The organism is Streptomyces inhibens (assembly GCF_022221585.1).
Lineage (GTDB): Bacteria > Actinomycetota > Actinomycetes > Streptomycetales > Streptomycetaceae > Streptomyces > Streptomyces inhibens.
In genome coordinates this window covers 3,639,383-3,662,931 of sequence record NZ_CP084681.1, presented here as the reverse complement: position 1 = coordinate 3,662,931, position 23,549 = coordinate 3,639,383, and the positions used below count along the sequence as shown (strand labels likewise).

The following is a 23,549-nucleotide window of genomic DNA, read 5'->3' as shown; positions in this document are numbered from 1 at the left end:
ACCAAGCATGGATGTCAGGCGCCGGACCTGAAGGCACCAAGAGGCCACACGACGTCGACGGTCAACCCGGCCAAGCGGGCCGCGGCCACGGTGTCTGCCGTACCACCGCCGCGACCTGTGGGGGCGCTGCCGTCCCAGACGGCGACGAGGCGGTCCGCGCCCTGGAGCAGTCGGCGATTGGCTGCTTCGTAGGCGGCGCGCCCCGCGTGCTCGTACGGCATGACCACCACTTCGGCGGCGGCGTCGCGCAGGGCGTCGAACTCGGCGAGGTCTGCGGGACGGACCACCGCTTCCCGGTAGTCCCGGGACGGGATGATCGCCGACAGTCGGCCGCCGAGCGAGAGGATCTCCTCGGCGAAGAGGGTGTCGGCGCCGCGGGCCAAGCACGAGCGCCCCACAAGCGTGTCGTCACACAGGTCGGCCAGTAGTTCACGGAGGACTGTGCGGATGGGGCCGATTGTTTCGTCGGCCAGGTCCATGTGACCGGTGACGGCGATGGTGACCATGTAGCAACCCGCTTCCGGCCGAGGCGATGTGCCCTTCACCCTAACCCGCTCCGGTGGCATGGAGAGCGGGAGGTAGCGGGCGGCAGGGAGTAGCCGCGGCCGTTACAGCGCGACGACGGCGAAGCCCAGGAGGTAGGCCACGGCGAAGAGGAAAGGGATCCAGCGCTCGACGCGGTTGAGCGGGAGATAGACGCGCCAGTCCCGCCCCTCGCCGAGAGCGCCCCATTCGGCGGCCACGAACGCGCGGGCCGGCAACCGCTCCTCGAACGCTCCGATCACCGCGAACTTGCCTTTGTTCAACTGCTGGTAGGAACGAACGGTGATCCACCAGGTGGCGCACATGCCCAGCAGGACCAGCAGAGCTGCCAGGGCCAGCGCGACCGGAGCCCTGCGGTGGTGCTCCTGGGCCAGCCAGGAGCTGAGGAAGACGAGCAGACCGCTGTGGAGGGTCAGGAAGAAGGTGTTGGCGAGGTTACGCCGGGCGCTGACCCGATCGGCCATCTCCACGCACAGCTTGTACTGCTCGAAGACCGCGGCGTGGTACGTCGCAGCCGTGTCGCGGTAGTCGTCCGCGTCGATGTCCTCGTTCCACAATGAGTCACTGATTCCGGCCATGTTGGCATCTCCCCCCCGTAGTTCGTCACCGTGCGCTCGTACAGGCCAGAGCCGCGACCGGCGGGCGACGGCCCACGGGGCGCCCCCGCCGCCGCGTTCACAGTGGTGCGCGCCCCGTTCCCTCACACCGCGTTCACAGTGGTGCGCGCCCCGTTCCCTCACACCGCGTTCTGGGCAGGCCCGTGGGTCTGCCACGCGGTGATTCGCCTGACGATGAGGATGACCAGCACGCCGGCCCCCACATAGAGCACCGTGAGCAGGGTGGTTACGTTCGCGTTGGACAGCACGTCCTGCTCGCTGTCGAACGTCGAGGACATGCGCCATTGGATCGGCTTGACGACGAAGTTGGCGACCACGAACAGCGCCCACCAGGCGTTGATCAGGGTGACGGGGACGGACCGCCGGGGGGCACTGGCCCGCCAGACGTCCGACACGACCTGGTACGGGATCCACAGGTTGGCCACCGGGGTGGTCCAGGCGGCCACCACCCAGCCCCGGGCCCGGCGGTGCGCGGCGGCACCGCTCATCAGCTCGGCGTTGATCCGGGCCCGCCACAGCCAGACGAGCACCGCGATGCCGGACACGATCCATACCAGCATGGACGGCCAGAACGCCCCCAGCGTCGCGAGGGCATCGTTGTCGGCGGCCTCCAGGTCCGCGGCCGTCGCCTTCCCGGCCAGGTAGTCGTGGGCGAGGAAGTACAGGCGCCAGTTGCCCACCAGGACCAACACCTCATGCACGAGCGCCAAGGAGATCAGTATCGTCGCGGTCGTGGCCGCGCCGGTCACCGTCCTGGGCCGCTCCGCAGCCACCGGATTCGCGTTCGTCGGCATGCCTTGCTGTGAACCGTCCATGATCCTCCCCCGAAGATCGTCGACCCGCCGCGCAGTACGTGGGGTCGGCAGACTATGAGCCGCTGCCCTGTTGTGTCCCCGGTTTCACGGGATGTCATGCGGGACGGTCGTAACGGAACGGCACTAACCGAGGCCGAAGAGTTGCAGCGCCCGGCTCGCGAGCCAGAGCAGCAGGGCCAGGACCGTGACCAACGCGAGCCCTTTCCACAACGACGTCTGCGTGGCGAAGGTGGCCCGCCAGGCCATCGTCCGTCTGCGGACCCCCACGGCCGCCAGGGCGTCCTTGATGACGCGGGCCAGGTGGTGCGTGGGCGTGAACGTGGTCATCGACACGAAGCCGGCCTTCACGGCGCGGGCCGCGCGGCGCACGAGCGCGCCCCGCGGGAGCTTGGCACGGGGCACGGGCCCCACCGGTTGCACCCGGGGCGTCCACTCGGGGTCGAAGGTGATGACGGCGCCGGTCCAGGGATCGCTCCCGGCCACCTCGGCCAGCCGGGACGGGGTCGGCAGGTGTTCGTCCAGCCGTTCGGCCAGCTCCAGCCGTTCGGCCTGCCGCCACAGTCCGCCCGGCGTCAGCAGGACGAGCTTGCGCGCGGGCTGGGTGGCGCGGGCCCGCTGGACCTCCCACCACAGCCCGTCGCCCAACCCCAGCCGCAGCACGATGAGTTGGGACAGCCCCATCAGTCGCAGCACCGTCGGCTGCCAGTCGTCGAGCGGCAGGTAGAACCGTGCCGCTCCCAGCCGCGGCAGCGGCTCCCCGGGTTTGCCCACCGTGATCACGGGGCCGACGGCGCCCAGCGCCCCCGTGAGTTGCTCCTCCCGCGAGTGGATGCTGACGAACGCGGACGAGTCGTCGACCTGGGCCGCGGTGTCGTCGTCGGTGAAGCTGCGCAGGTAGAGCACGGGTTGGCGGCCGTCGGCCAGCAGGGCCTGGGCCGCGCCGCGCGCCGAGCGCGGGCGGGTGTAGCGCAGGATCAGGACCCCGGCACCCACCATGGCCAGGCCGCCGACCAGCAACAGCATGAAGTTCATCGGCGGCATCGTGTAGCCCCGACGCTGCGCCGTGCCGGCAGCGATGGCGCCCGCCGCGAACAGCACGTATCCGGCACCGCTGGCCAGCAGGAACACCGGCCGCCGCCACCACGGCTGAGGCGGGGCGAACCGGCTGACCACGCTGACGATCTCCGCGGCGCCCGACCGGCGTCGACGCCGCAGCCACAGCGCCGGCCCGAGCAGCACCACGGCGGGCACCACCCAGTACAGAGCGGTCACGCTCGACGAGCTGAGCTCCCGGTCGAGCCCCGCCTGATCCTGCCTGACATCAGCCGCCAGCCCGGCGACACGCTCGCGGGCAAGGGAGAACCGGCCCTCCTCGATGTCGCGGGTGACGGAGGAGACCACGGTCCGGCTTCCTCCTGACGGGGCGTTCTTCTTGAACCACCTGTCGGCCTCACGGATTTCAGCGCGCGCGGACACCTCCCCGTCGGCGTAGCGGTCCAGCGCGGCGGTGAACGCGGCGGCCCGCGCCGGGGCGCCGCGGAAGCGGTCGCAGGCCCGCAGGTCCAGGCCCGCGGTGATCGCCAAGTGCAGCGCGACGTAAGCCGTGACGATCGCGACCGCCGTGACCAGCCGGGTTAACGCCCGTAAGCCCGAGGACACCCCAGCCCACCCCCACCTTGCCCCAGCACCATCCGGCGCAGACTGCGTCCCGTACTACCACCTCAGCCCATCGGCCGTGGCCGGTTCAGGCCACAACCTCCAACCAGATGACACCGCGAGTGCTCGCTGGCGCACGCTGCTTCCGCAGATACCGCGCCACCGCCGGACTCAACCCGCGGCCCCGCCAGGATGAAGCTCCCTCACGGTGTTCCGACCGCCTGCTGACATCGGCGGCACAGGCGGCCCAGTCCCCGGCCGATGCCTTCTGCCACTGGACGGCGACCTTGATATGGACGCCGAGCATCCGGGCGAGGATCGCGGCGGGAAGTTCGGTCGCCAGGGTGAACAGTGCAGTGGACCGGTCCTGTTTGGGCCGTATCCCGATGCTGTGGAGGCGCTTGCCGATCTGGCTGTCGGTGAGAGGGCGTCCTGGGTGGCCGCCCGGGAACAGCCAGGGGACATCGTCCGGAGTGCCGATCTTGGCCTTGCCGCGGCGGGTCGCGACGAGGTCGCGGACCAGGCCGGCCAGAGGTGCGGGGAGGACGACCGGCGAGCTGCCGCTGGTGGCCACTTGCAGGTGCTTGAAGTGGACTTTGGTGGCGAACAGGCCACCGGGCCGGGCAGCCATCTCGAGCGAGAGGGCGCGGCGCAGACGGCGCGGGTGCACCGGGTCGTCGGGGATCGGCTCCAGACCGTGACGGATGCCGGCGGGCGAGGCGACCCACTGTCGCAGCCAGCTCATGGCTCCTCGGCTCTCAAAGCCCTGGAACTTGCCGGACAGCAGCTGTCCGGGCTCGGCGTCGGTGAGTTGCTCGGCCAGCGCGATGCTCCGCGCGACTTCTTCGCTCACGACCCATTCGTCGGGCTCACCGCCCCAGCGGCGTCCCTCGACGACCTTGCTCAAGCTTCCGAACGGCGATCTGAGGATCCGGCGGAGCGACTACGAGCACTGGCTGGACGACCAGGGGGACAGGGCCTGATGGACGGGACATATGACGGCAGGGTGTGGAAGATCCTTACGTACAAGGGCAAGCGAAAGACCACTTACACCGTGCGCTGGACGGCGCCGACAAGGCGTATCGCCAACCGCTCGCAACCTACGCACTTGCGGATGCATTCGCTCGGAGTTGGTGAGCGCGACGCGCCGTGGTGAGGCATTCAGTCTCACCACGGGGCAACCCGTTTCCCGCCGGTCCGGCGCCGGCGCGGTGAACCGGTACGACTTCGCCGTTCAGTTCTGCGACGCCCAATGGCGGCGAACCTCCGGCGTGTCACCGCTCGGGAAACGGGTCTACGACCTGCGGCACACCTGCCTGACCAACTGGCTCAACGACGGCGCTCCGCCGGCGCAGGTTGCTGAGTGGGCAGGTAACAGGGTCCCGGTGTTGCCGGCTACCTACGCGCGATGCATCTCAGGGCAGCTCTCGGACCTGAAGAAGCGGATCGAGGCAGGTGGAGACCTGTCGGAGCTTCCCGCGGCGGACTGAGGCCAGTCGCGAAACCTTCGACACGTATTCGGCACAGCCACCCGTAGACACCCGGTGGCAGCCGGACAACGCCGTACCCTCCCCGCCATCAATCGGGGCGGGTACGGCGCTTTCTGCATATGTGCTTGCACGTGCTCTGACCAGCAAAAAGACCCTCCCGAGGGGAGGGTCTGGTCTGGCGCCCCGGCAGGACTCGAACCTGCGGCCAAAGCCTGAAAGAGAGTGTCCGGGAGGTGCGTCCTCCGGGACACGCACGGATCCGTACGGAGGCTTGCTTCTCACATGAACACCTCACGTGCCATGGCCACTTACCTTAACGCGACCATCCGAACGATCTTGCTACTCTGGCGCACGCACCACAACCTCGGGGGGAGGGCGCGTGTGGCTTTACGTATGCGTGCGGCATCAAGGATCACCACTACCGGCCGCTTGGCCGGTCATCGGCTTCGGCGTCACCGCTCCGCCGGTCTCCCGCGACCCGGCCCCGTGAACGCAGGGGCCCGGCCCACCCGGGGAAGGGCCGGGCCCCTGCGCGCGCCCATCTACAGCTGATCAACTCGCTGTAAAGCGCATACCTGAGAATCTCAACCGCTGGGTATTCCAAGGTAGTTGGCCCTACATGCATTGGAACTCACGCAGCAGCTTCACCACGGGGGACGAAGAGAACAGTGAGCGGCACCACAGAAATAGATCCGAGAGCGTTGCGCGCGGCAGCAGTACCCGCCTCAGACATGAAGTCCGAGATGAGCACGGGGCGCAAACAGCTGGAATCCGGACACCACGGAATCATGGCCAGTGGCCAGGGATTCACCTACCTCACGCAAGTCCAGGTGGTCCTTGAAGCCTGGATGGGACGCCTGGACGACATAGGCAAAGAGAGCGGCGAGATCTCCGAGCTCCTCAAGGCCACCGCAAAAAGCCATGAGAGTAACGATGAAGCGGTCGCGCAAAGCTTCAGCGCACCAGCGGCCGGAATCGACGGGGGTTCGGGGCAGGTCCACACCAGGCCCGCCCATACCGCCATGGATCCCGGCCTCATCGGTTCCGACAATTCCGCCACGCCGATCCGTACGCGTGAGGAATGGACGGCCGACGAGATGCAGAATGCCAAGCCGGCCGCTGGAGGCGTGTACCAGGACCCGCACGAGGCCATTCGCATTCCCTCCGTAGAGGGTGGCCCAGGTTCGCGCCAGGACATCGGCATTCCCTCCGTAGAGGGCGGCCCAGGTCCGCGCCAGGACATCGGCATCCCCTCCGTAGAGGGCGGCCCGCGCCCGCGCCCGGAGAGCAGCATCCCCTCCGTAGAGGGTGGCCCAGGTCCGCGCCAGGACATCGGCATTCCCTCCGTAGAGGGCGGCCCGCGCCCGCGCCCGGAGAGCAGCATCCCCTCCGTAGAGGGTGGCCCAGGTCCGCGCCAGGACATCGGCATCCCCTCCGTAGAAGGCGGCCCAGGCCCACACCAAGACATCAGCATCCCCTCCGTAGAGGGCGGCCCCGACGCAGAGGGCTCTCTCGGCAGGTCGATCTCCCGTCCCAACCCGTTCGGATGATGCCCCATGGTCACGATGCGCGAGCTGCAGAACTACAAATCCGAGCCCAGCCAGAGGGCCGGTGAAGAGTGGGGCGTCATGATGAGCCGCTGCTCGAATTACATGGACTGGGTCGATACCGTGATCCGCCGCCCTCTCCAAGGCTCCTGGAAAGGCCGCGACGCCGACGCCGCACAGGACCGCCTGGGCAGGCTGGGACAGAACTTCCAGTACGCCGCCCAACAGACCAGCCTCATCCGCACAGCCCTGGACGGCGTTGCGACCGCGCTGGCGGCCGAGCGCCGCAAGCTCATCGAGGCACTGGAGGAGGCCGAGTCCCGCAAGTACACGGTGCATGACGACGGCACCGTCGAATACACCGCCGAGGGCACCGACGACCCCCACGCGGGCGGAAACACCGGCCCGGACCCCAATATCCACTGGGCCCAGGAGATCCAGGACCACATCACCCAAGCGGTGAAGAGGGCCACCGAGATCGATCAGGAGTACGCAAGCACCCTCAACCGCCTCCAAACAGGCCGCGGACTGACAATCGACGACCGCATGTGGCTCGACGCGGCCCGCGACTCCAAGGCGGTCAGGAAGGCCGCCGGCGATGATCTGGGGCTGGACTCCATTCCCAAGAAGGGAACGAAGCCCAAGGACGTCAATTCCTGGTGGCGTGGCCTCAGCCACGAGGAGCAGCAGGAGTACCAGGCCCTCTACCCGGGGCAGATCGGCGCGCTCGACGGAATCCCCTCAGACGTCCGGGACGAGGCCAACCGCGGCCGCCTGCGTCAGTCCCATGCCGATGCGCAGATGAAGCTCAACCAGCACCTCCAGGAAGAGCCGGACAAGTGGATAGCCATCGACGCGAGCGTCCGCAAACCGAACCCGGAGTGGGAAGAATGGGACGAGAAGCGGAAATCCCTTCAAGGGCTTTCCGACGGCACCAACGCCATCCAGTCGAATCTGGACAAGGGTGGCGAGAAGGGCCTGCCGGAGGGGTATCTCCTCGGCTTCGATGACGAGGGGATCGGCCGCGCGATCGTCGCCCGCGGCAATCCGGACACCGCCGACCACACTGCCGTCTACGTCCCTGGTACCAAGACCAACCTCCCCACCATCGGAGGCGACCTCGACCGCTCCGACGCACTATGGCGGGAGAGCTCGAGACTCAGCGACGGGCAGAGCGTCTCGACCGTCACCTGGCTCGGTTACGAAGCACCCCAGGAGATCTCGGGCGACGCCATGGAGAGCGAGAAGGCGAACGAAGGCGGGCCACTCCTGAATCAATTCGTCGACGGCACCCGCGCCACCCACGACGGCGACTCACCCAGCCATACGACGCTGGTCGGCCACAGCTACGGATCCGTGGTGATCGGCTCGGCAGCACGGCAGGGAGACGTCCACGCCGACGACATCGTGGTCGCAGGGAGCCCCGGGATGCAGGTCAGCCGGGCCAGCGAGCTGGACGTGGACAAGGGCCATGTCTGGAACGAGACAGGCACCGACGACTGGGTCCCCGAAGGTGGATCCCTTACACCTCATGCCCCCCGCGAGTGGCGGTGGTGGGGCGAGTACGACGCGGTGACCCCGGACTCGGATCTGTTCGGTGCGAACCAGATGGAGACCGACACCAGCGGACATGGCGACTACTGGAATTACAACGACGAGGCGCAGACGGACCCCTCGGAAAGCCTCCGCAACCAAGCCCGCGTGATCGTCGGCGACTATGACAAGGTGTCACGTGATGACTGAGGCGCTTCCACGCTACCGACGCGGGTTTCCCGCACCACGACTGGCGTGCGGTCTCCTGCTCGCCCTATTGCTCAGTGGATGCTCACTGTTCGGCGGAACCGATGCGGAGGACCTGCAGACCATGAAGCCCGAAGCGGCAGAACAGAAGGCCGACGAGATCACTCGCGGCCTCCTCGAACTCACCGCCGTTCGCGACCAGCAGGGCTCGCCCGGCGCTCTCATCACGACCATCGACAGCGCGGAGAACACCTTCTACACGAATGACGCCTGGTCGATCAACGATGCCTCACCCGACGAGCTGCGCAGCGGCATGAAGAATCTCGTCGACAAGATGCCTGCGGCAGGCTGGGAGATCAAGAGTTACGCGCCGGCGAACTCCGAGGCCAAGCAGCCCCAGCTTCGGGCCGTGCACAAGAAGTCCGGATACAAGGTCTTCGCCGAGCTGCTGATCAGGAGCGAACGCAAGAACCCGCACAACCACCCGAGCGCACCGCGGACGGATCTCATCAGCTTCACCGTCACCTCACCGCCCTACCACGCGCCCGAAGGCACAAAAATCGACGAGTACGCCCACGCCCCGACAGAGCCGCAGGTGGTGGCGGAGCTGGTCCCCGACGCCACACGCCATTCCGGCTCCAACCCATTCGGCTGACCTCCTGGACCTGGCGCGGATCGGCGGTACGCGAGGTCACCAGCCCAGGACGATCGCGAAGTTGAGGTGTACCGATCGAAAAGTCATCGTGGCTGGTCATGCGATGTCGCGGTACTCGCTGATCACGCCGCCGAGGATCCGGGTCCACAGCCCCCGGAGGGCGTCGAGGAGCTGCCCTGCAATGTCGGACTGTTCCTCGGCGTCAGGCGGTAGTTGGCAACGGGCCTGGCGAGGGCGATGGGCGCGGTGGTGCCGTTGGTAGGAGGTCAGGACGTTGTCAGTGCCATAAACCCCGTCCGTGCTGGTCAGGCCACCTGAACACGGCCGCGAGGCCCTGCAGTCAACCGTAACGGCAGGAGCATTGCCCCGCTGATTGCCGGCCCGGTCGACCTGAGGCCAACGTCCCGGTGCTGCTCGCCACCTACGCACGTTGCATCTCGGGTCAGCTCTCGGACCTGAAGAAGCGGATCGAGGCGGGAGGAGACCTGCCGGAGCTTCCGACGGGCTGAGGCCGGCCGCGAAAACTTCGACACGTATTCGACGCAGCCACCCGTAGAAACCTGGTGACAGCCGGACAGTGCCGGACCCTCCCCCTGATCACCGGGGAGGGTCCGGTGCTTCTGCGTGCGTGCTCGCACATGCCCTGACCAGCAAAAAGACCCTCCCAAGGGGAGGGTCTTGCGGAGCGCCCCCGGCAGGACTCGAACCTGCGGCCAAGTGCTTGGAAGAGACACGTGCAGTTCGCCGTTCGAACCCCTCTGACCTGGGAGTTTCTTGCGATGAGCGCTCCATGCAGGAGCAACTTCGACACGCATTCGACTGGAGGAGCCTCCCCAGAGCGGCAGTTCGCGGCCGTGAGTGGATACGAAGTCGCCTTCGGCGCCTACCACCTATCAGTGTCGGCTTCGCCGACGGGCTGCAACACGATCTGATGTTGCAGCCCGTCTGTAACCGGACAGCCCGGACAGCCGCGCCCAGAGCTGTCCGGCGGGTTTCCGCAGGTCACAGCTTCAACCGGACAGTCGGATAGCTGGGACACATAAGAGGTTGTGCCTGGCCATGCGTCCCGGCCTGCTGTGACCACCGTCGTTGGTTCATCCTCTGCCCTTTGTTCCCAGCGACGACCGACTCCTGTCGCCTTGGAACCACGCCTGCAGTCGCCCGACAGGATGAACCCCGGAGGGAGGGGTGGACTACTTGCGCCTCAGGTGCGCCAAGTTAGCCCGCCCAAGGATAGGCTAACCCCCATGCTAGAAGGGGAAGTTATGCAACCAGTGGAAGAATCGACGCTATACGATAGGGATATAGTCCATCTTGCTCGCGTAGCGATGGCTGGTCGGGCGCAAGATGTGCAAATGCTGGTGCAGCGCATGGCGCGGCGCTATCGGCGCACCAACGTCGCTCTGTCGGAGGAACTGCGCGACCTGCTGAGGGCGGCTCCTAGCCTTGACAGCCCGATGCGGGACCACGGCAACGCGACGCCAGTTCCGCTGGACGGCGATAGTCGCCTCCCGCTGATCCGAACCGATCAGCTGGGCCCCGCCGTGACGCCTGTGCTTGTTCCCGCAGTCAAGGCGCAGGTGGAGCAACTGCGTGATGAGCACCAGAACCTGGAGCGTCTCGCCAAGTCCGGCTTGACGCCCAGCCGGACGGGCCTTTTTACCGGGCCACCGGGCGTTGGGAAGACGTTGGCCGCCCGATGGCTCGCCGGCGAACTGAAGCGGCCGCTCATGGTCTTGGACCTTTCCTCTGTGATGAGCAGCTACCTGGGGCGAACAGGGAGCAATATCCGCAAAGTCCTTGACTATGCAAAATCTAGTCCATCCGTGCTTTTGCTGGATGAATTGGACACTGTCGCCAAGCGTCGTGATGACGTAGCGGAAGTGGGGGAGCTGAAGCGCCTGGTAACTGTCCTTCTGCAAGAGATCGATGACTGGCCATCCAGCTCCCTGCTCCTGGCGGCGACCAACCATGGTGATCTTCTTGACCCGGCAGTGTGGCGCCGCTTCGACCTGGTGGTCGACTTCCCGCTTCCTGGGCCGAAGGGGCTAGAGCAAGCTCTCGCTCAGTACTGCGGGCCCGTTTCGCGGGAGGTTGTGCAGTTTCTCGTTCACTCCCTAGCCGGAGCTTCGTTTGCTGACGCTGAGCGCCTGGTTATGGCTGCACGCAGGCGCGCGGCTTTGAGCGACGAACCTCTGTTCGATGTATTGCTGAAGCTAGGGCAAGATCGACTGCGTGACATGGGGTATGCCGATCGTCTTCATATCGCCCTCGATCTAGTGCAACATGGAGGGATCTCGCAACGAAGGGTGAGCGAGCTGACCGGTATCAGTCGCGACACGATCCGTCGGCGGCAGCGCGACGAGTAGCGATAGCTAAATATCAGGGGGGCAAATGGCTGGGGAGCGAAACTTCTTACTTGGGCATGGCGAGCGTTTGGTTACACCGGTGTCCTTGCCGGCAGGTGGAGGGGCGCCGGAAGCTCCTTACAGTGCTGAAGAGGCTCGCATTCGGCTGCGACCACAGTTCGACGCTGCTGTGCGCTCATTTGCGCAACTACCGGAAAGCGCTTGCCCGAACGATAGGGCCGTTGGCGTTCTCACTCTTCATCCGCAGTTCATCGCGAAAAGCTATCACCCTGGAAATTTCATCAGGGATGCGGGGTTGTCCTACGTCGGATCACGTGGGGCTCGGGTGACACCTAGTAAGTGGACCCGAAAAGGCAATCCCGTGCCGATGGAGACAAGTGAATTATTCGTCGCGGGCAGCCGAGAGAAGTTCTCTGAGCTGCACCAGCGTATGGGGGTTCAGGGGGTATTTGGGGAGAATTCTCCCATCCGGATTATGGAGGCTTTTCGGGCTCCGGGTGTGCAAGAGAAGCAACGAGGCATTAGTGGTGACCTTAGTTCATCTATCTTTGAGGTCGCTCTGCATTGGCCAAATTCGGGCAGTGATTCGATCTTGCGATCGTTCGCCCGTTATGCTCGATCCTGTGGTGCGCGGGCTGAAGTTGACCGCAGCATCCCCGTTTCAGGAATCATGTTCATGCCTGTCGTGGCGAACCGCGACGAACTCGGCGAATTGAGTAAATTCTCATTCCTGCGGGTTCTTCGGCCGATGCCAACTTTGCGGACGATGCATCCGATTGAGCGGAGTGTAATAGCCCCAGGTTTTGCAGTTCCGTCACTTCCGAATAAAGCAGCCTTGGATCCATCCATCCGGACAGCGATATTCGACGGGGGACTGCCGCCTGAGGGCCCCCTGAAAGCGTGGGCTGACGGGCTAGATGCTGACGGTGTGGGACCGATCGTCGAGAAGTATCTCGACCATGGTCACATGGTAACGTCCGCGGCGTTGTTTGGCCCTTTGAAGTCTGGACAGTCGGTTCCGCAGCCGTACGCTTCGGTCGATCACTATCGCGTGCTCGATGAAAATTCGGACGACCCGTACCTTCTCTATGACGCGCTTGAAAGGATCAGAAGTGTTCTGGAGGAGGAGGCGTACGATTTCGTCAATCTGAGCCTCGGTCCCTCTTTGCCCATTGAGGATGATGAGGTTCATCCGTGGACAGCTGTCTTGGATGAGTACCTTTCGCGCGGAAAAACACTCTTGACTGTGGCCGCTGGGAATAATGGCGACCAGGACCGGGAGTCAGGGAACGCGAGAGTTCAGGTTCCGTCTGATTGCGTTAATGCCATTGCGGTTGGTGCTGCGGATAGCGATCGGCTCTACTGGGAGCGTGCCGATTACAGTGCTATTGGTCCAGGGAGGTCGCCAGGCTTGGTAAAGCCTGACGTGCTGACCTTTGGTGGGGCTGCGTACAACCCCTTCCATTTTGTGCCGAGGTTCCCTGGGGGCGATGTACTGTCCGCCTGTGGTACCAGCTTCGCGGCCCCGGCAGTGTTGCGTATAGCTGCCGGTATTCGCGCACACTTTGGTGGCCACATGAAGGCTCTGGCGCTCAAGGCTCTGTTGGTCCACTGTGCACAGCGAGATGAATCCTCCATCGAGGAGGCCGGTTGGGGGCGCATTCCAGATGAGATCGAGGATTTTGTAGTCTGTAAGCCCAACTCGGTGCGCGTTTTGTATCAAGGGGATATTGAACCTAGCCAGGTTCTTCGCATGCCCATCCCTCTTCCAGAAGACATCGGGAAGGGGGATATTAAGATCAGCGCGACGTACTGCATAAACTCGCCTACTGACTCACGCACTCCCAACGCGTACACGGGAAGCGCTATCCATCCGCTCTTTCGGCCTCATGCCGAGAAGATGTCGAAGGAGGAGAGTGTTCATCCTGCGACCACGGCTTTCTTTCAAAACAGCGACTATATGTCAGAGAGTGAGCTGCGGCATGGGGCGCACAAGTGGGAGACGGTGAAGCATAAGTCCAAGACGTTTCGGGCTTCGTCCCTTCTCAGGCCGGTTTTCGATGTTCGGCATCTGTCGAGAATCGACCAGTTGGCCGACAACGCATCGGAAAAGGTGGAGTACGCTCTGGTGGTCACCATCAGTTCGAAAGATCCAGATATCTATAACAAGGTGGTACGTGCTTTCGGTGGACGATTGGAGATTCTGCAGCCTCAGATCGAGGTGCCAATCTCCCTGCAGCCATAGGGACGACATCAGCCGCCGCCAAACGGCGGTTGATCAGGCGCCGGGGTGTTGAACGCATCCCGCGTTCAACACCCCGAGGATGCGCCGCCGGTAGTCGGACAGCCCGGACAGCTCCTGTTTCTGCTGTCCGGGGGCGTTTTCACTGGTCAGGGCTTTAACCGGACAGCTGGGACACCTGAGGGGGCGTTCCGTGTCCTCCCGAACGTGATTCGAGAGGGCCGTGGAAGCCTGGCGTGCAGCCGTGGCCTGTGTGCGGCCGGTGCGGCTGGCGGCAATCGCGGTCAACTGGTGTGTTTGACCTCTTTGCCGTGCTCCAGATAGACCATTCGCCTCTCGGTTCGCGCTTCGGCAGCTGCCTGGATTCGTCGGGCGAGCCGCGGGATCGTGAGGTCGGTTACGGCGGAGACTGGATGGAAGTCGTACGCCCCGTTGATTACCGCCACACGTCGTGGCGAGGCGTTCAGCGTCACCACGGGCCGGCCGGTGTCCTACTGCTCCGGAGCCGCCGCGGTGAACTGGTATGCGTTCGCGATCGAGTTCTGTGATGTTCAGTGGCAACGGACCTCCGGCAACAACCGGAAGACCGTGGCCAAGGTGCTCATGGCGACGACTATCGCCCTGCTCCCCACGGTGTCGAACAATTTCAAGGCTGTCGATGTCCGCACAGGCCTGCGGGAGTGGGCATTCAACACCCGGCGTCGGCAGGACGCTCCACCCGAGGGGGCCACCATCCTCGCGTGGGTCGGACGCAACTCCCTGTCGATGGCGGCCTGGGAGGACCCGGGCAAGGTCGAAGAGATCCTTCGCGCGGTGGGTACGAAGCTGGACGGGAGCTCAGTCGCCGCATCTTCGATCAAGCGCAGTCGTCGGGTCCTGAACGTGGCCATGGAGCACGCAGTGAAACAGGGAACGCTGCGGTCGAATCCATTGCCGAAGGGGAGGGGCACCACGCCAAAGACGTCCTCGGTTGTCGACAAACGGTCCCTGATCAACAGTCGGCAGGCGGCTGCCCTACTCGCATGCGTGCGCACTCGCCCCCGCGGCGGCCGAAGGCTGCACGCGTTCTTCTCCACGATGTACTACGCCGGGCCGCGGCCGGAGGAAGCAGTGGCGATGGGCGTGCTGGACGTACGTCTGCCCGAGGAGAGCGCCCCGGATCAGTGGGGTGAACTGCTGTTCCACACGGCGCACCCCGAAGTGGGCAAGCAGTGGACGGACACCGGCGAAGTCCATGAGGAGCGTGGGCTGAAGGGACGCGCTGTCGGTGACACCCGCGTCGTACCGTGCCGTCCCGCGCTGACGAAGATCCTCCGCGACCACATCGAAGCGGAGGGGCTGAAGCCCGGCGACCGGCTGTTCCAGGGAGAGCAGGGCGGCATGCTCGCCGGCTCTGTCATCCGCCGCGGATGGCGGAGCGCCCGGGGCGCCGTTCTCACGCCTCACGAGTTCGACTCGCTGCTCGGCAAGCGGGTCTACGACCTCCGGAACACCTGCCTCACAAACTGGCTCAACGCCGGTGTGCCGCCGGCGCAGGTCGCAGAGTGGGCGGGCAACAGCGTCGCTGTGCTGCTCGCCGCCTACGCGCGCTGCATCTCCGGACAGCTCACAGACCTCAAGCGGCGCATCGAGGCGGAAGGCGACCTGCCGGCGGCGGACTGAGGCGGCCCACGAAACCTCGACCCGTATTCGACACAGCCACCCGCAGAAACCCGGTGACAGCCGGACACAGCCGGACCTCCCCATGGTCACCAGGGGAGCGTCCGGCTGTTTGGCGTGTGCGCCCGCACGCGCCCTGACCAGCAAAAAGACCCTCCCGAAGGAAGGGTCTTGCGGAGCGCCCCCGGCAGGACTCGAACCTGCGGCCAAGTGCTTAGAAGGCACCTGCTCTATCCACTGAGCTACGGGGGCCGGGTGTGGACGTGGATCACGGACCGCGGACAAGGATAGAGGTCCGGGTGCCTCGTCCCGGTTGCTTCACCTCCGTGGCACGTTGTGGAGGTTCGGTGAAGCGGTCCCGATAATCGCAGGCAGGTACGAATCCTGCATCGCTTTTGGCGTCTCGTGCGGCGGGTGTTGTGCACTCGTTATGCCTGTGTCTCACTTGTCCTGAACGTCCCATGCGCCACTCATCCCGTTCTGTCGGGGTTCTTGCGGCGCGCACGAGGGGTTATACGCTTCAAAAACCCAACGAAATTGGGCATTCTGCACATGTGGCGACCTTGGACGTACGACCCCGGCTGATCGACGCGCTGTCCGTTCTGCGCGACCGTGTCGACGCCGCCCGCTTTCCGCTGCCACTACGGGGCGCTGCCTACGCCCGGCGCAACCGGGCCGAGCTGCTCGCTCAGCTCGATGACTATGTGATTCCCCGCCTGCGGTCTCCTCAGGCCCCGCTGCTCGCAGTGATCGGCGGATCCACCGGGGCGGGCAAGTCCACGCTGGTCAATTCGCTGGTCGGGCGGAGGGTCTCGGAAGCCGGGGTGTTGCGTCCGACGACGCGTACGCCGGTGCTGGTCTGCCATCCCGATGATCTCCACTGGTTCGCCGGGCCGCGGGTGCTGCCGCAGCTCGCCCGGATGTGGGTCCCCGAGCAGGATGACGGCGGTGAGGGGGAGGAGTACGCGGCGGGGGGCGGCGGTCTGGGGCCGGGGGAGTTCGGGGGGCGTGGCTTGGGTTCGGGGGTTGGTGTGCGTGGGGGTGGGCGTGGCGCGGGTGTGACGGCTGGGGCCGGAAGTGGGCGTGGGGGCGGTGGGGTGGCTGGTGGGGGCGGCTTGGGCTCGGCTCATGGGGGGCGTGGTGTGTACGGGCTGGGTGCGGGCTATGGGGGAGAGGAGGTTCGCGGGCCGAGTGGGCCGGGTTCGGTGTACGGGGGAGAGGAGGTTCGTGGGTCGGGTTCGGTGTATGGGGGCGATGGTGTGCGTGGGGCGGGTGGTGCGGGCTATGGGGGGCATGGTGCGGACGGCCTTTGTGTGGGTGGGGATGGCGATCATGGCGGCGGGGGCGGGGCCGTTGGTGTGGTTGGTGCTCGTGGGATGGAGGGGGGCGGCGAGGCCCGTGGAATGTATGGCGGTGGGGTGAGGGGGGCCGCGTATGGCTATGACTGCGCGGCGGGAAGCGCCGCGGGGGGTGGTCACGGGGCGTATGGCGATGCGGGGCGTGGTGGAGAGGGAGGCGCTGGCGGAGGCCTCGGAGCAGGAGCAGGAGCAGGAGCAGGAGCGGGCGCGGGTGTCGGGGGGCGTTTGGGTGGGGGTGGTGGGGCCGAGGCGGGGATGCTTGCGGTGCGGATCGAGACGGATTCGGCGTTGCCCAGTGGGCTGGCGTTGTTGGACGCACCGGATATTGATTCGCTGGTCGCCCGGAACCGGGAGCTGGCCGCGGAGCTGATCTGTGCGGCGGATGTATGGGTGCTGGTCACCACGGCCGCCCGGTACGCGGATGCGGTGCCCTGGCATCTGCTGCGTACCGCCAAGGAGTACGACGTCACGCTGGTGACCGTGCTGGACCGGGTTCCGCACCAGATCGCCACCGATATCTCCGGGCGGTACGCGGAGCTCCTCCAGCGCGCCGGTCTTGGCCACGTCCCGCGGTTCACCATTCCCGAGCTGCCCGAGTCGGCCGGCGGTGGGAGCGGGCTGCTGCCGGCCACGGCTGTCGCGGCGCTGCGGGACTGGCTGGAGCGGCATGCCCAGGACCCCATCGCCCGCGCCGCCGCCGCGGAGCGTACGGCCGCCGGCGTGATCGCCTCGCTGCGCAGCCGGCTGCCCGCGCTGGCCGGGGCCGCCGCCGCCCAGCACGCCGCGGCGCTGCGGCTGGCCGGCCGGGTCGAGGAGGCGTACGAGCGGGCCGCGGAGCGGGTACGGCGGGAGGTCGCGGCCGGTGAGGTGCTGTCCGGGGACGCGCGCGCCCACTGGCGTGACCATGGGCTCGGCGGACGGCCGGACGAGCTGCTCGATGCGCTGACCCACGGGCTGACGTCGCTGCTGGCCTGCGCCGTGGAGGAGGCCGATGAGCGGGCCGCGGACGCCTGGCGGCGTGATCCCGCAGCGGCGGAGGTCTCGTTGACGTCGGCCGCCGGTGCCGCGGGTGCGGGCGGACGTCTCGGTGTGCTCGTCCGGCGCTGGCGGCGCTGCCTGGAGGAGTTGGCCGAGGAGGAGACCCGTGAGGCGCGCGCCGGGCAGGCCGGTGAGCGCGCGGGCTCTGTGGAGCCGGAGGAGTCGGCGGCGCTGCTGGCCACCGCGTTGCTCGGCGGCCGCCGCGCCCGTACGGCGGGTGAGAACCTCGCCGACCTGTTGGGGGCCCAGACCGCGTTGCGGCTCTGCGACCGGGGCGGCCGGCTGCTGGCCACGTATCTGGAGCGTGCGTTGGACGGCGAGCGTGAGCGGCGGCTGGCACCGCTGGACCAGCTGACTGTCCCGCCGGACCAGCAGTCGGAGCTGATCGCCGCGCTGTCCGTGATGCAGAGGGAGAAGGAGAGGGAGGAGGAGGAAGAGAAGGAGAGAGGGATGGGGCGGGGGATGGGGATGGAGATGCGCAAGGAGGAGGTGTCGGGGTGAGAGTTTCTGAGGTGACCGGTTCCGGGGAAGGTGGCTCGGGGGTTGGGCGGGGGGCGGGGGACGGGGATGTCGGTGAGGGGCTGGTGGGGTCCGTGGGGTCCGTGGAGCCAGGGGAGGGTGGAGCGGGCAGAGAGGGCGAAGAGCGGGCCGGGGATGGGGAGTCGGTGGTTGTACGGGGGGAGGGGGCCGGTGGGGCGTGGGATGACGGGTTGATCGCGCGGAGGGCTCGGGATGGGGGAGTGGGGGTGTCCGGGCCTGGGGGGCGGCGTGGGGTGGGTGGGGCGCGGGGTGAGTCACTTGCCGCGGCGGGGGGCGGTGCGTCCTATGCCGGGGGCTCAGGTGTTGTGTCGGGTGCGGAGGATTCACGTGCCGGGGCGCGTGCTGTGGATTCACGTGCTGTGGATTCACGTGCTGTTTCGTACGGCGAGGGGGCGCGTGGCGCGTCGCTGCTTGAGGCGAGGGGGCAGCAGCAAGGGCAGCGGGCGGGTGTGGACGGCGGGAGTTGGAGCGGGAGTGGGAGTGGGGACGGGGGCGCGGGTGGGTATCGGTGGGTCGCGGATGGGGGGCGGCGGGCCGCGGGGGGTGGGCTGCGGGGGCGGCTGGATGCGTTGCGTGAGTTGATCGCGCTGTCCCGGACCCGGCTGGACGCGCGGACGCTGGAGGAGGCGGGGCGGGTGCTGGAGGCGGCGGACGAGCGGTATCGGCTGTCCGGTGAGCACACCGTCGTCGCCATCGCGGGTGCGACCGGCAGTGGCAAGTCGTCGCTGTTCAACGCGCTGGCCGGGGTGAATCGTTCGCAGGTCGGGCCGCGGCGGCCGACGACCGCCGAGCCGGTGGCCTGTGTCTGGCCGGGCGGCCGGCCGGGGGCGGAGGGGCTGCTGCAGCGGCTGGGCGTGGCCGCGCACCGTCGGCACACCCCGGCGGACGGCGGCACCGAACTGCACGGACTCATCCTGCTCGACCTGCCCGATCACGACTCCTCGGCCACCGAGCACCGTGCGCAGGTGGACCGGATGCTGGAGCTGGTGGACGCGGTGATCTGGGTGGTGGACCCGGAGAAGTACGCGGATGCGGTGCTGCACGAGCGGTATCTGCGGCCGCTGGCGGGCTACGCCGAGGTCATGTTCGTGGTGCTGAATCAGGTGGACCGGTTGCCCGGGGACGCCGCCGACCAGGTGGTGGACGATCTGCGGCGGCTGCTGGACGAGGACGGGCTGGCGCTCGGCGAGCACGGGGAGCCCGGGGCGGCGGTGCTCGCGCTGTCCGCCGCGACCGGCAAGGGCGTAGCGGAACTACGGGAAGCGCTCGGTCAGTTCGTCGAGGAACGAGGGGCGGCGGACCGGCGGCTGGCGGCGGATGTGGATGCGGCGGCCGAGCGGTTGCGGTCGGTGTATGTGGCGCAGAGCCGGGTCGGGCTGACGGAACGGGCCCGGGAGGAGTTCGACGACCGTTTGGCCGAGGCGGTGGGGGCGGTGGCCACCGGGCGCGCGGCGGAACGCGATTGGCTGCGCCACGCGGAGCGCGCGTGCGGGTCGCCGTGGGCGCGGATGCGGATGCGGGGGTGGAGGGCCGGCCGGTGGGGAGAGGCGGGCGCCGATGAGGGAGGGGTGACGGGGGCCACTGGAGGGACTGCCCGAGGGGCCGGGCGGGCCCCCGGCACCCGGGGAGGGGCGACGGGCGTGGGCGCTGCCTGTACGGGGAGGGTCGCTGCTACGGGAGAGAACTGCGGGGGGCGGAGCGAAGCGGGGCCGACGGGTGCGTGGCGGACCGGTAGCGGGCGAACCGGTAGTGGATGGACCGGTGGTGGATGGACCGGTGGTGGATGGAACGATGCCGGGCGGATGGGCGGTGGGCCGACCGGTGCCGGGCGGGCCGAGTCGGGGCGGGCCCTCGTAGGGAGGCAGGGCGCGTCCGGACGGCTGCGCGGGGCCGGGGGGTTGGCCGACGGCGGGGAGGGGCTGACGGTGGACGGCCGGGCGGCGGCGCGTCCTGTGGTGGAGCAGGCCGTACGGGCGGTGGCCGGTGAGGCGGCGCGTGGGTTGCCGGCGCCCTGGGCGCAGGCGGTGCGCGAGGCGGCGGACCGGGGTGCGTACGGGCTTCCGGAGGCGCTGGACAAGGTGGCGGACGATGCCGAGGAGTCGTTGAGGGACGGGCCGGCCATGAAGCCGCGGTGGTGGACGGTGGCGGCCGCGTTGCAGGGGCTGCTGTCCGTACTCCAAGTGGTGGGTCTCCTGTGGCTGCTGGGCGCGATCACGGGCGTGGGCGATGCGACGGCCTGGGTGTCCGGGCTGCTGCCCGCGGTCGTCGGGTCGGTCGGCGGGCCGGTGCTCGCGTGGATGTGCCGGGCGGTGGCGCGCGGCCCGGCCAGGCGTTACGGGCAGGATGCCGAGCGGCGGCTGCGGAGTGCGGCGGCGGGCTGTGGACGGGCCCGGGTGTTGGAGCCGGTCGCCGCCGAGCTGTTGCGCTATCGCGAGGTGCGGGAGCAGTACGCGGTGGCGTCGGGAGCGTGACGGCCGAGGGGTGAGAACTGCCCGGGGCGCGACCGGCCGGGCGGTGGCGCGGCCGACGGGGACGGTGGCCCGGACGGGGACAACGGTCGGGGCTGTGACCGCCCGGGAGGTGGCCCAGCCGGGGGGCGACTCCCCTCCCGGGTGGCCGAGTTGTCCACAGTCGGCCACCCGTCCACAGGCTCCCGCGGCGTTCGCGGAATCCGTGCAGCATGAGGTCAACGCAGCGCGAGCGACGAAGAGCGAGCGTGCATCACGCGGGGGAGGCGTGTTCCGTGAATGACACGATGGTGACGCTGGTGGGGAATGCCGCGACGGCGGTGGAGCACCGGCAGACGACGGCGGGTGTGACGGTGGCGAGGTTCCGGCTCGCGGCGACGTCCCGGCGGTGGGACAAGTCGCAGGAGCGCTGGACCGACGGGGAGACGAGTTTCTATACGGTCCGGTCGTGGCGCGGACTCGCGGACAATGTCGCCGCTTCGGTGGCGGTGGGGGAACCACTCGTGGTTCAGGGACGGTTGCGGCTGCGGGAAGGGGAGCAGCCGGCCGAGCGGGGTGGGCAGCGCTGGTTCTCGGCGGAGGTCGACGCCGTCGCGATCGGACACGATCTCTCGCGCGGGACCGCGGCATTCCGCAGGGGCACGCGGGCGGCGCGTATGGAGGTGGACCCCGTCCCGTCGCAACCGTCGGCACAGCCACAGCCACAGCCACTGCCACAGCCGCAGTCGCTGCCACGGCCACACGCGCAGCCCGTGCAATCGTCCGCGGCGTCGCCCTCTCCACAACGGGAGGCTCAGGAAAAGGTGTTGACGGCCACCGGTACGCCCACGGCCACCGGTACGCCCACGGCCACCGATACCCCTATGACCGCCCGTACGCGTACGTCTGCCCGTACGCCCACCCCCACGCCACCCACCCCCACGCCACCCACCCCCACGCCACCCACCCCCACGCCACCCACCCCCAAGGCATCGACGGCGCCAGAACCCCCCACCCCTCAGGCCCCCTTGGAACCGCCCGAACCCTCGGTCGTGGCGGCTTCAGCTCGGGCAATTTCACCCCACAAGGCGCCAGTGCCCTGAAAAGTCCCGGGGATTTGTCGATAATGCCAGGTCAGGGTGCCTGTTGTCGGTAACGATTGCGATTCGGATCGCTTATGGGATGCCATTACTGGGGACCCTGATGCGCCTGCTCCATAAGATCCGACAAGTACTCACGGGGGCTGACCTGTTCGGCTGTTGAGTTCTTTGGGATCTTTCCGGCGAGGCAACCTCCCCACTCGACCGCCTCGCCCAGAGGGGAAATTCATGCTTTCGATGAAGGGGCGGGGCGCAGCCCGCCTTGCCGCTGCGGTCCTGGCCTCGGGCCTGGTCGCGGCGGGTGCGATAGCCACCGCGGGGACTGCCGCGGCGGACGAGACGACCCCGGCGCACGGGGGTGCCACCGCCACACTCGGCGGGCTGAAGATCTTCGATCAGGCGGTCGTGCACAACGATGGCGGGGACCAGCGCGTCGGCGCCGGGCTCTTCGAGATGTCGGTCGACAACGGCGGCACGCTCCAGACGTACTGCATCGACATCCACAACCCGACGCAGCAGCAGGCGAAGTACCAGGAAGTGCCCTGGAGCGCCTCCTCGCTGCACAACAACGCGGACGCCGGCAAGATCCGCTGGATCCTGCAGAACTCCTACCCGCAGGTGAACGACCTGGCCGCGCTCGCCTCCAAGGCCGGCGCCGGGAACCTCACCGAGAAGACCGCCGCGGCCGGTACCCAGGTCGCGATCTGGCGCTTCTCCGACCACGTCAAGGTGGACGCGGTCGACCCGGCGGCCGAGAAGCTCGCCGACTACCTCGAGAAGAGCGCGCAGAGCGTCGCCGAGCCCAAGGCGTCGCTGACGCTGGACCCGCCGGCCGTCTCCGGCAAGTCCGGCAGCAAGCTCGGCCCGGTCACCGTGCACACCAACGCCGACAGTGTGACGATCTCCCCGGCCGCCGATGTGCCGGCCGGCGTCAAGGTCGTCGGCAAGGACGGCAAGCCGGTCACCAGCGCCGCCGACGGCACCCAGCTGTTCTTCGACGTGCCCGCGGGCGCCGCGGACGGCAGCACCTCGCTGACCGCGCAGGCCGCCACCAAGGTCCCGGTCGGCCGCGCCTTCACCGGCATCGGTGAGCACGCCAAGAGCCAGACCCAGATCCTGGCCGGCTCCAGCGAGTCCACGGTCTCCGCGGCCGCCACGGTCTCCTGGAAGAAGCAGGGCGCCATCCCGGCGATCACCGCCGAGAAGAACTGCTCCAAGGGCGGCGTGGATGTCACGGCGACCAACAAGGGCGATGAGGCGTTCCGCTTCCAGCTGTCCGGCAAGGACTACGACGTCGCTCCGGGCAAGTCGCAGACCGTGACCGTTCCGGTGGCCGAGGACCAGCCGTACGAGATCACGATCAAGGGTGCGGGCGGCTTCAAGAGGACCTTCTCCGGCGTCCTGGACTGCAAGACCGCCGGCAGCGGCGGCGGCAAGCCCTCCTCGCAGCCCAGCCCGGCCTCGGTCGGCGGCAGCACCGGCGGCGACAAGGGCGGCGACCTCGCCGAGACCGGCTCCAGCAACGCCACGCCGATGATCGCGGGCATCGCGGTCGTCCTGGTCGTGGTCGGCGGCGCCGCGGTGTTCTTCCTCCGTAAGAAGAAGGCCGGCACCCCCGCTCAGTGACGCTCGACCCGCACAAGCACCGGGTGCCCGGTAGCGCGGGACCTCCGGCTCACGCCGGGGGTCCGGTGATCCTCGGCACACAGTGACAGTCGGCGACCGCTCGGTGA

The 23,549-nt window shown here is 67.8% G+C and carries 15 protein-coding genes, 1 tRNA gene and 3 pseudogenes; 12 read left to right on the top strand and 7 right to left on the bottom strand.

The window, feature by feature from the left end:
- Positions 1-14 precede the first annotated feature (14 nt).
- The 5 genes from KI385_RS16755 to KI385_RS16735 form a co-directional block, all read right to left on the bottom strand.
- The gene (locus KI385_RS16755) at positions 15-506 is read right to left on the bottom strand and encodes a hypothetical protein (RefSeq protein WP_238573004.1); all 492 of its coding nucleotides are present in this window, start codon (positions 504-506) and stop codon (positions 15-17) included.
- Between the two features lie 102 nt (positions 507-608).
- Positions 609-1,121: a RipA family octameric membrane protein gene (locus tag KI385_RS16750; RefSeq protein ID WP_238573003.1), complete on the bottom strand. Its 513-nt coding sequence runs from the start codon at positions 1,119-1,121 to the stop codon at positions 609-611.
- Between the two features lie 158 nt (positions 1,122-1,279).
- Positions 1,280-1,954: a DUF4328 domain-containing protein gene (locus tag KI385_RS16745; protein ID WP_238573002.1), complete on the bottom strand. Its 675-nt coding sequence runs from the start codon at positions 1,952-1,954 to the stop codon at positions 1,280-1,282.
- A gap of 144 nt (positions 1,955-2,098) precedes the next feature.
- Complete coding sequence (locus KI385_RS16740; protein ID WP_238573001.1) at positions 2,099-3,634, bottom strand: transferase; 1,536 nt, start codon at positions 3,632-3,634, stop codon at positions 2,099-2,101.
- Positions 3,635-3,719: 85 nt separating this feature from the next.
- Entirely contained in the window at positions 3,720-4,484 is a 765-nt protein-coding gene (locus tag KI385_RS16735; RefSeq protein WP_238573000.1) for a hypothetical protein, read from the bottom strand.
- 280 nt (positions 4,485-4,764) lie between these two features.
- Between KI385_RS16735 and KI385_RS16730 the strand changes: the two genes are divergently transcribed.
- From KI385_RS16730 to KI385_RS16700, 7 genes are all read left to right on the top strand, one after another.
- Positions 4,765-5,121 (top strand): site-specific integrase, encoded by a 357-nt coding sequence (locus tag KI385_RS16730; RefSeq protein WP_238572999.1) that lies wholly within the window; start codon positions 4,765-4,767, stop codon positions 5,119-5,121.
- Positions 5,122-5,864: 743 nt separating this feature from the next.
- Positions 5,865-6,671: a hypothetical protein gene (locus tag KI385_RS16725; RefSeq protein ID WP_238572998.1), complete on the top strand. Its 807-nt coding sequence runs from the start codon at positions 5,865-5,867 to the stop codon at positions 6,669-6,671.
- A 6-nt stretch (positions 6,672-6,677) separates the two neighbouring features.
- Entirely contained in the window at positions 6,678-8,411 is a 1,734-nt protein-coding gene (locus KI385_RS16720) for an alpha/beta hydrolase (RefSeq protein WP_238572997.1), read from the top strand.
- 121 nt (positions 8,412-8,532) lie between these two features.
- A complete protein-coding gene (locus tag KI385_RS16715; protein WP_238572996.1) occupies positions 8,533-9,063 on the top strand; it encodes a hypothetical protein in 531 nt (176 codons plus the stop codon).
- A 1,355-nt stretch (positions 9,064-10,418) separates the two neighbouring features.
- Positions 10,419-11,432 (top strand): AAA family ATPase, encoded by a 1,014-nt coding sequence (locus KI385_RS16710; protein WP_238572995.1) that lies wholly within the window; start codon positions 10,419-10,421, stop codon positions 11,430-11,432.
- 367 nt (positions 11,433-11,799) lie between these two features.
- Complete coding sequence (locus tag KI385_RS16705) at positions 11,800-13,677, top strand: S8 family peptidase (RefSeq protein ID WP_238572994.1); 1,878 nt, start codon at positions 11,800-11,802, stop codon at positions 13,675-13,677.
- Positions 13,678-14,187: 510 nt separating this feature from the next.
- Entirely contained in the window at positions 14,188-15,336 is a 1,149-nt protein-coding gene (locus KI385_RS16700; RefSeq protein WP_238572993.1) for a tyrosine-type recombinase/integrase, read from the top strand.
- 176 nt (positions 15,337-15,512) lie between these two features.
- On the opposite strand, the gene KI385_RS16695 is transcribed toward KI385_RS16700, so the two are convergent.
- Positions 15,513-15,585 (bottom strand) — tRNA-Arg (locus KI385_RS16695).
- 311 nt (positions 15,586-15,896) lie between these two features.
- On the opposite strand from KI385_RS16695, the pseudogene KI385_RS16690 reads away from it, so the two are divergent.
- The 4 genes and pseudogenes from KI385_RS16690 to KI385_RS16675 form a co-directional block, all read left to right on the top strand.
- Positions 15,897-16,286, top strand: a pseudogene (locus tag KI385_RS16690) (GTPase); the annotation flags it as partial.
- Positions 16,287-16,937: 651 nt separating this feature from the next.
- Positions 16,938-18,230: pseudogene (locus tag KI385_RS16685) on the top strand (ATP-binding protein); the annotation flags it as partial.
- A 608-nt stretch (positions 18,231-18,838) separates the two neighbouring features.
- The gene (locus KI385_RS16680; protein WP_238572992.1) at positions 18,839-20,740 is read left to right on the top strand and encodes a YfjP family GTPase; all 1,902 of its coding nucleotides are present in this window, start codon (positions 18,839-18,841) and stop codon (positions 20,738-20,740) included.
- Positions 20,741-20,949: 209 nt separating this feature from the next.
- Positions 20,950-21,267: pseudogene (locus KI385_RS16675) on the top strand (single-stranded DNA-binding protein); the annotation flags it as partial.
- A gap of 263 nt (positions 21,268-21,530) precedes the next feature.
- Here KI385_RS16675 and KI385_RS16670 read toward each other — a convergent pair.
- Positions 21,531-21,731, bottom strand: coding sequence for a hypothetical protein (locus KI385_RS16670; RefSeq protein WP_238578097.1), 201 nt, complete (start codon positions 21,729-21,731; stop codon positions 21,531-21,533).
- A gap of 313 nt (positions 21,732-22,044) precedes the next feature.
- Between KI385_RS16670 and KI385_RS16665 the strand changes: the two genes are divergently transcribed.
- Positions 22,045-23,442 (top strand): Cys-Gln thioester bond-forming surface protein, encoded by a 1,398-nt coding sequence (locus KI385_RS16665; protein ID WP_238572991.1) that lies wholly within the window; start codon positions 22,045-22,047, stop codon positions 23,440-23,442.
- The last annotated feature ends 107 nt before the right edge of the window (positions 23,443-23,549 follow it).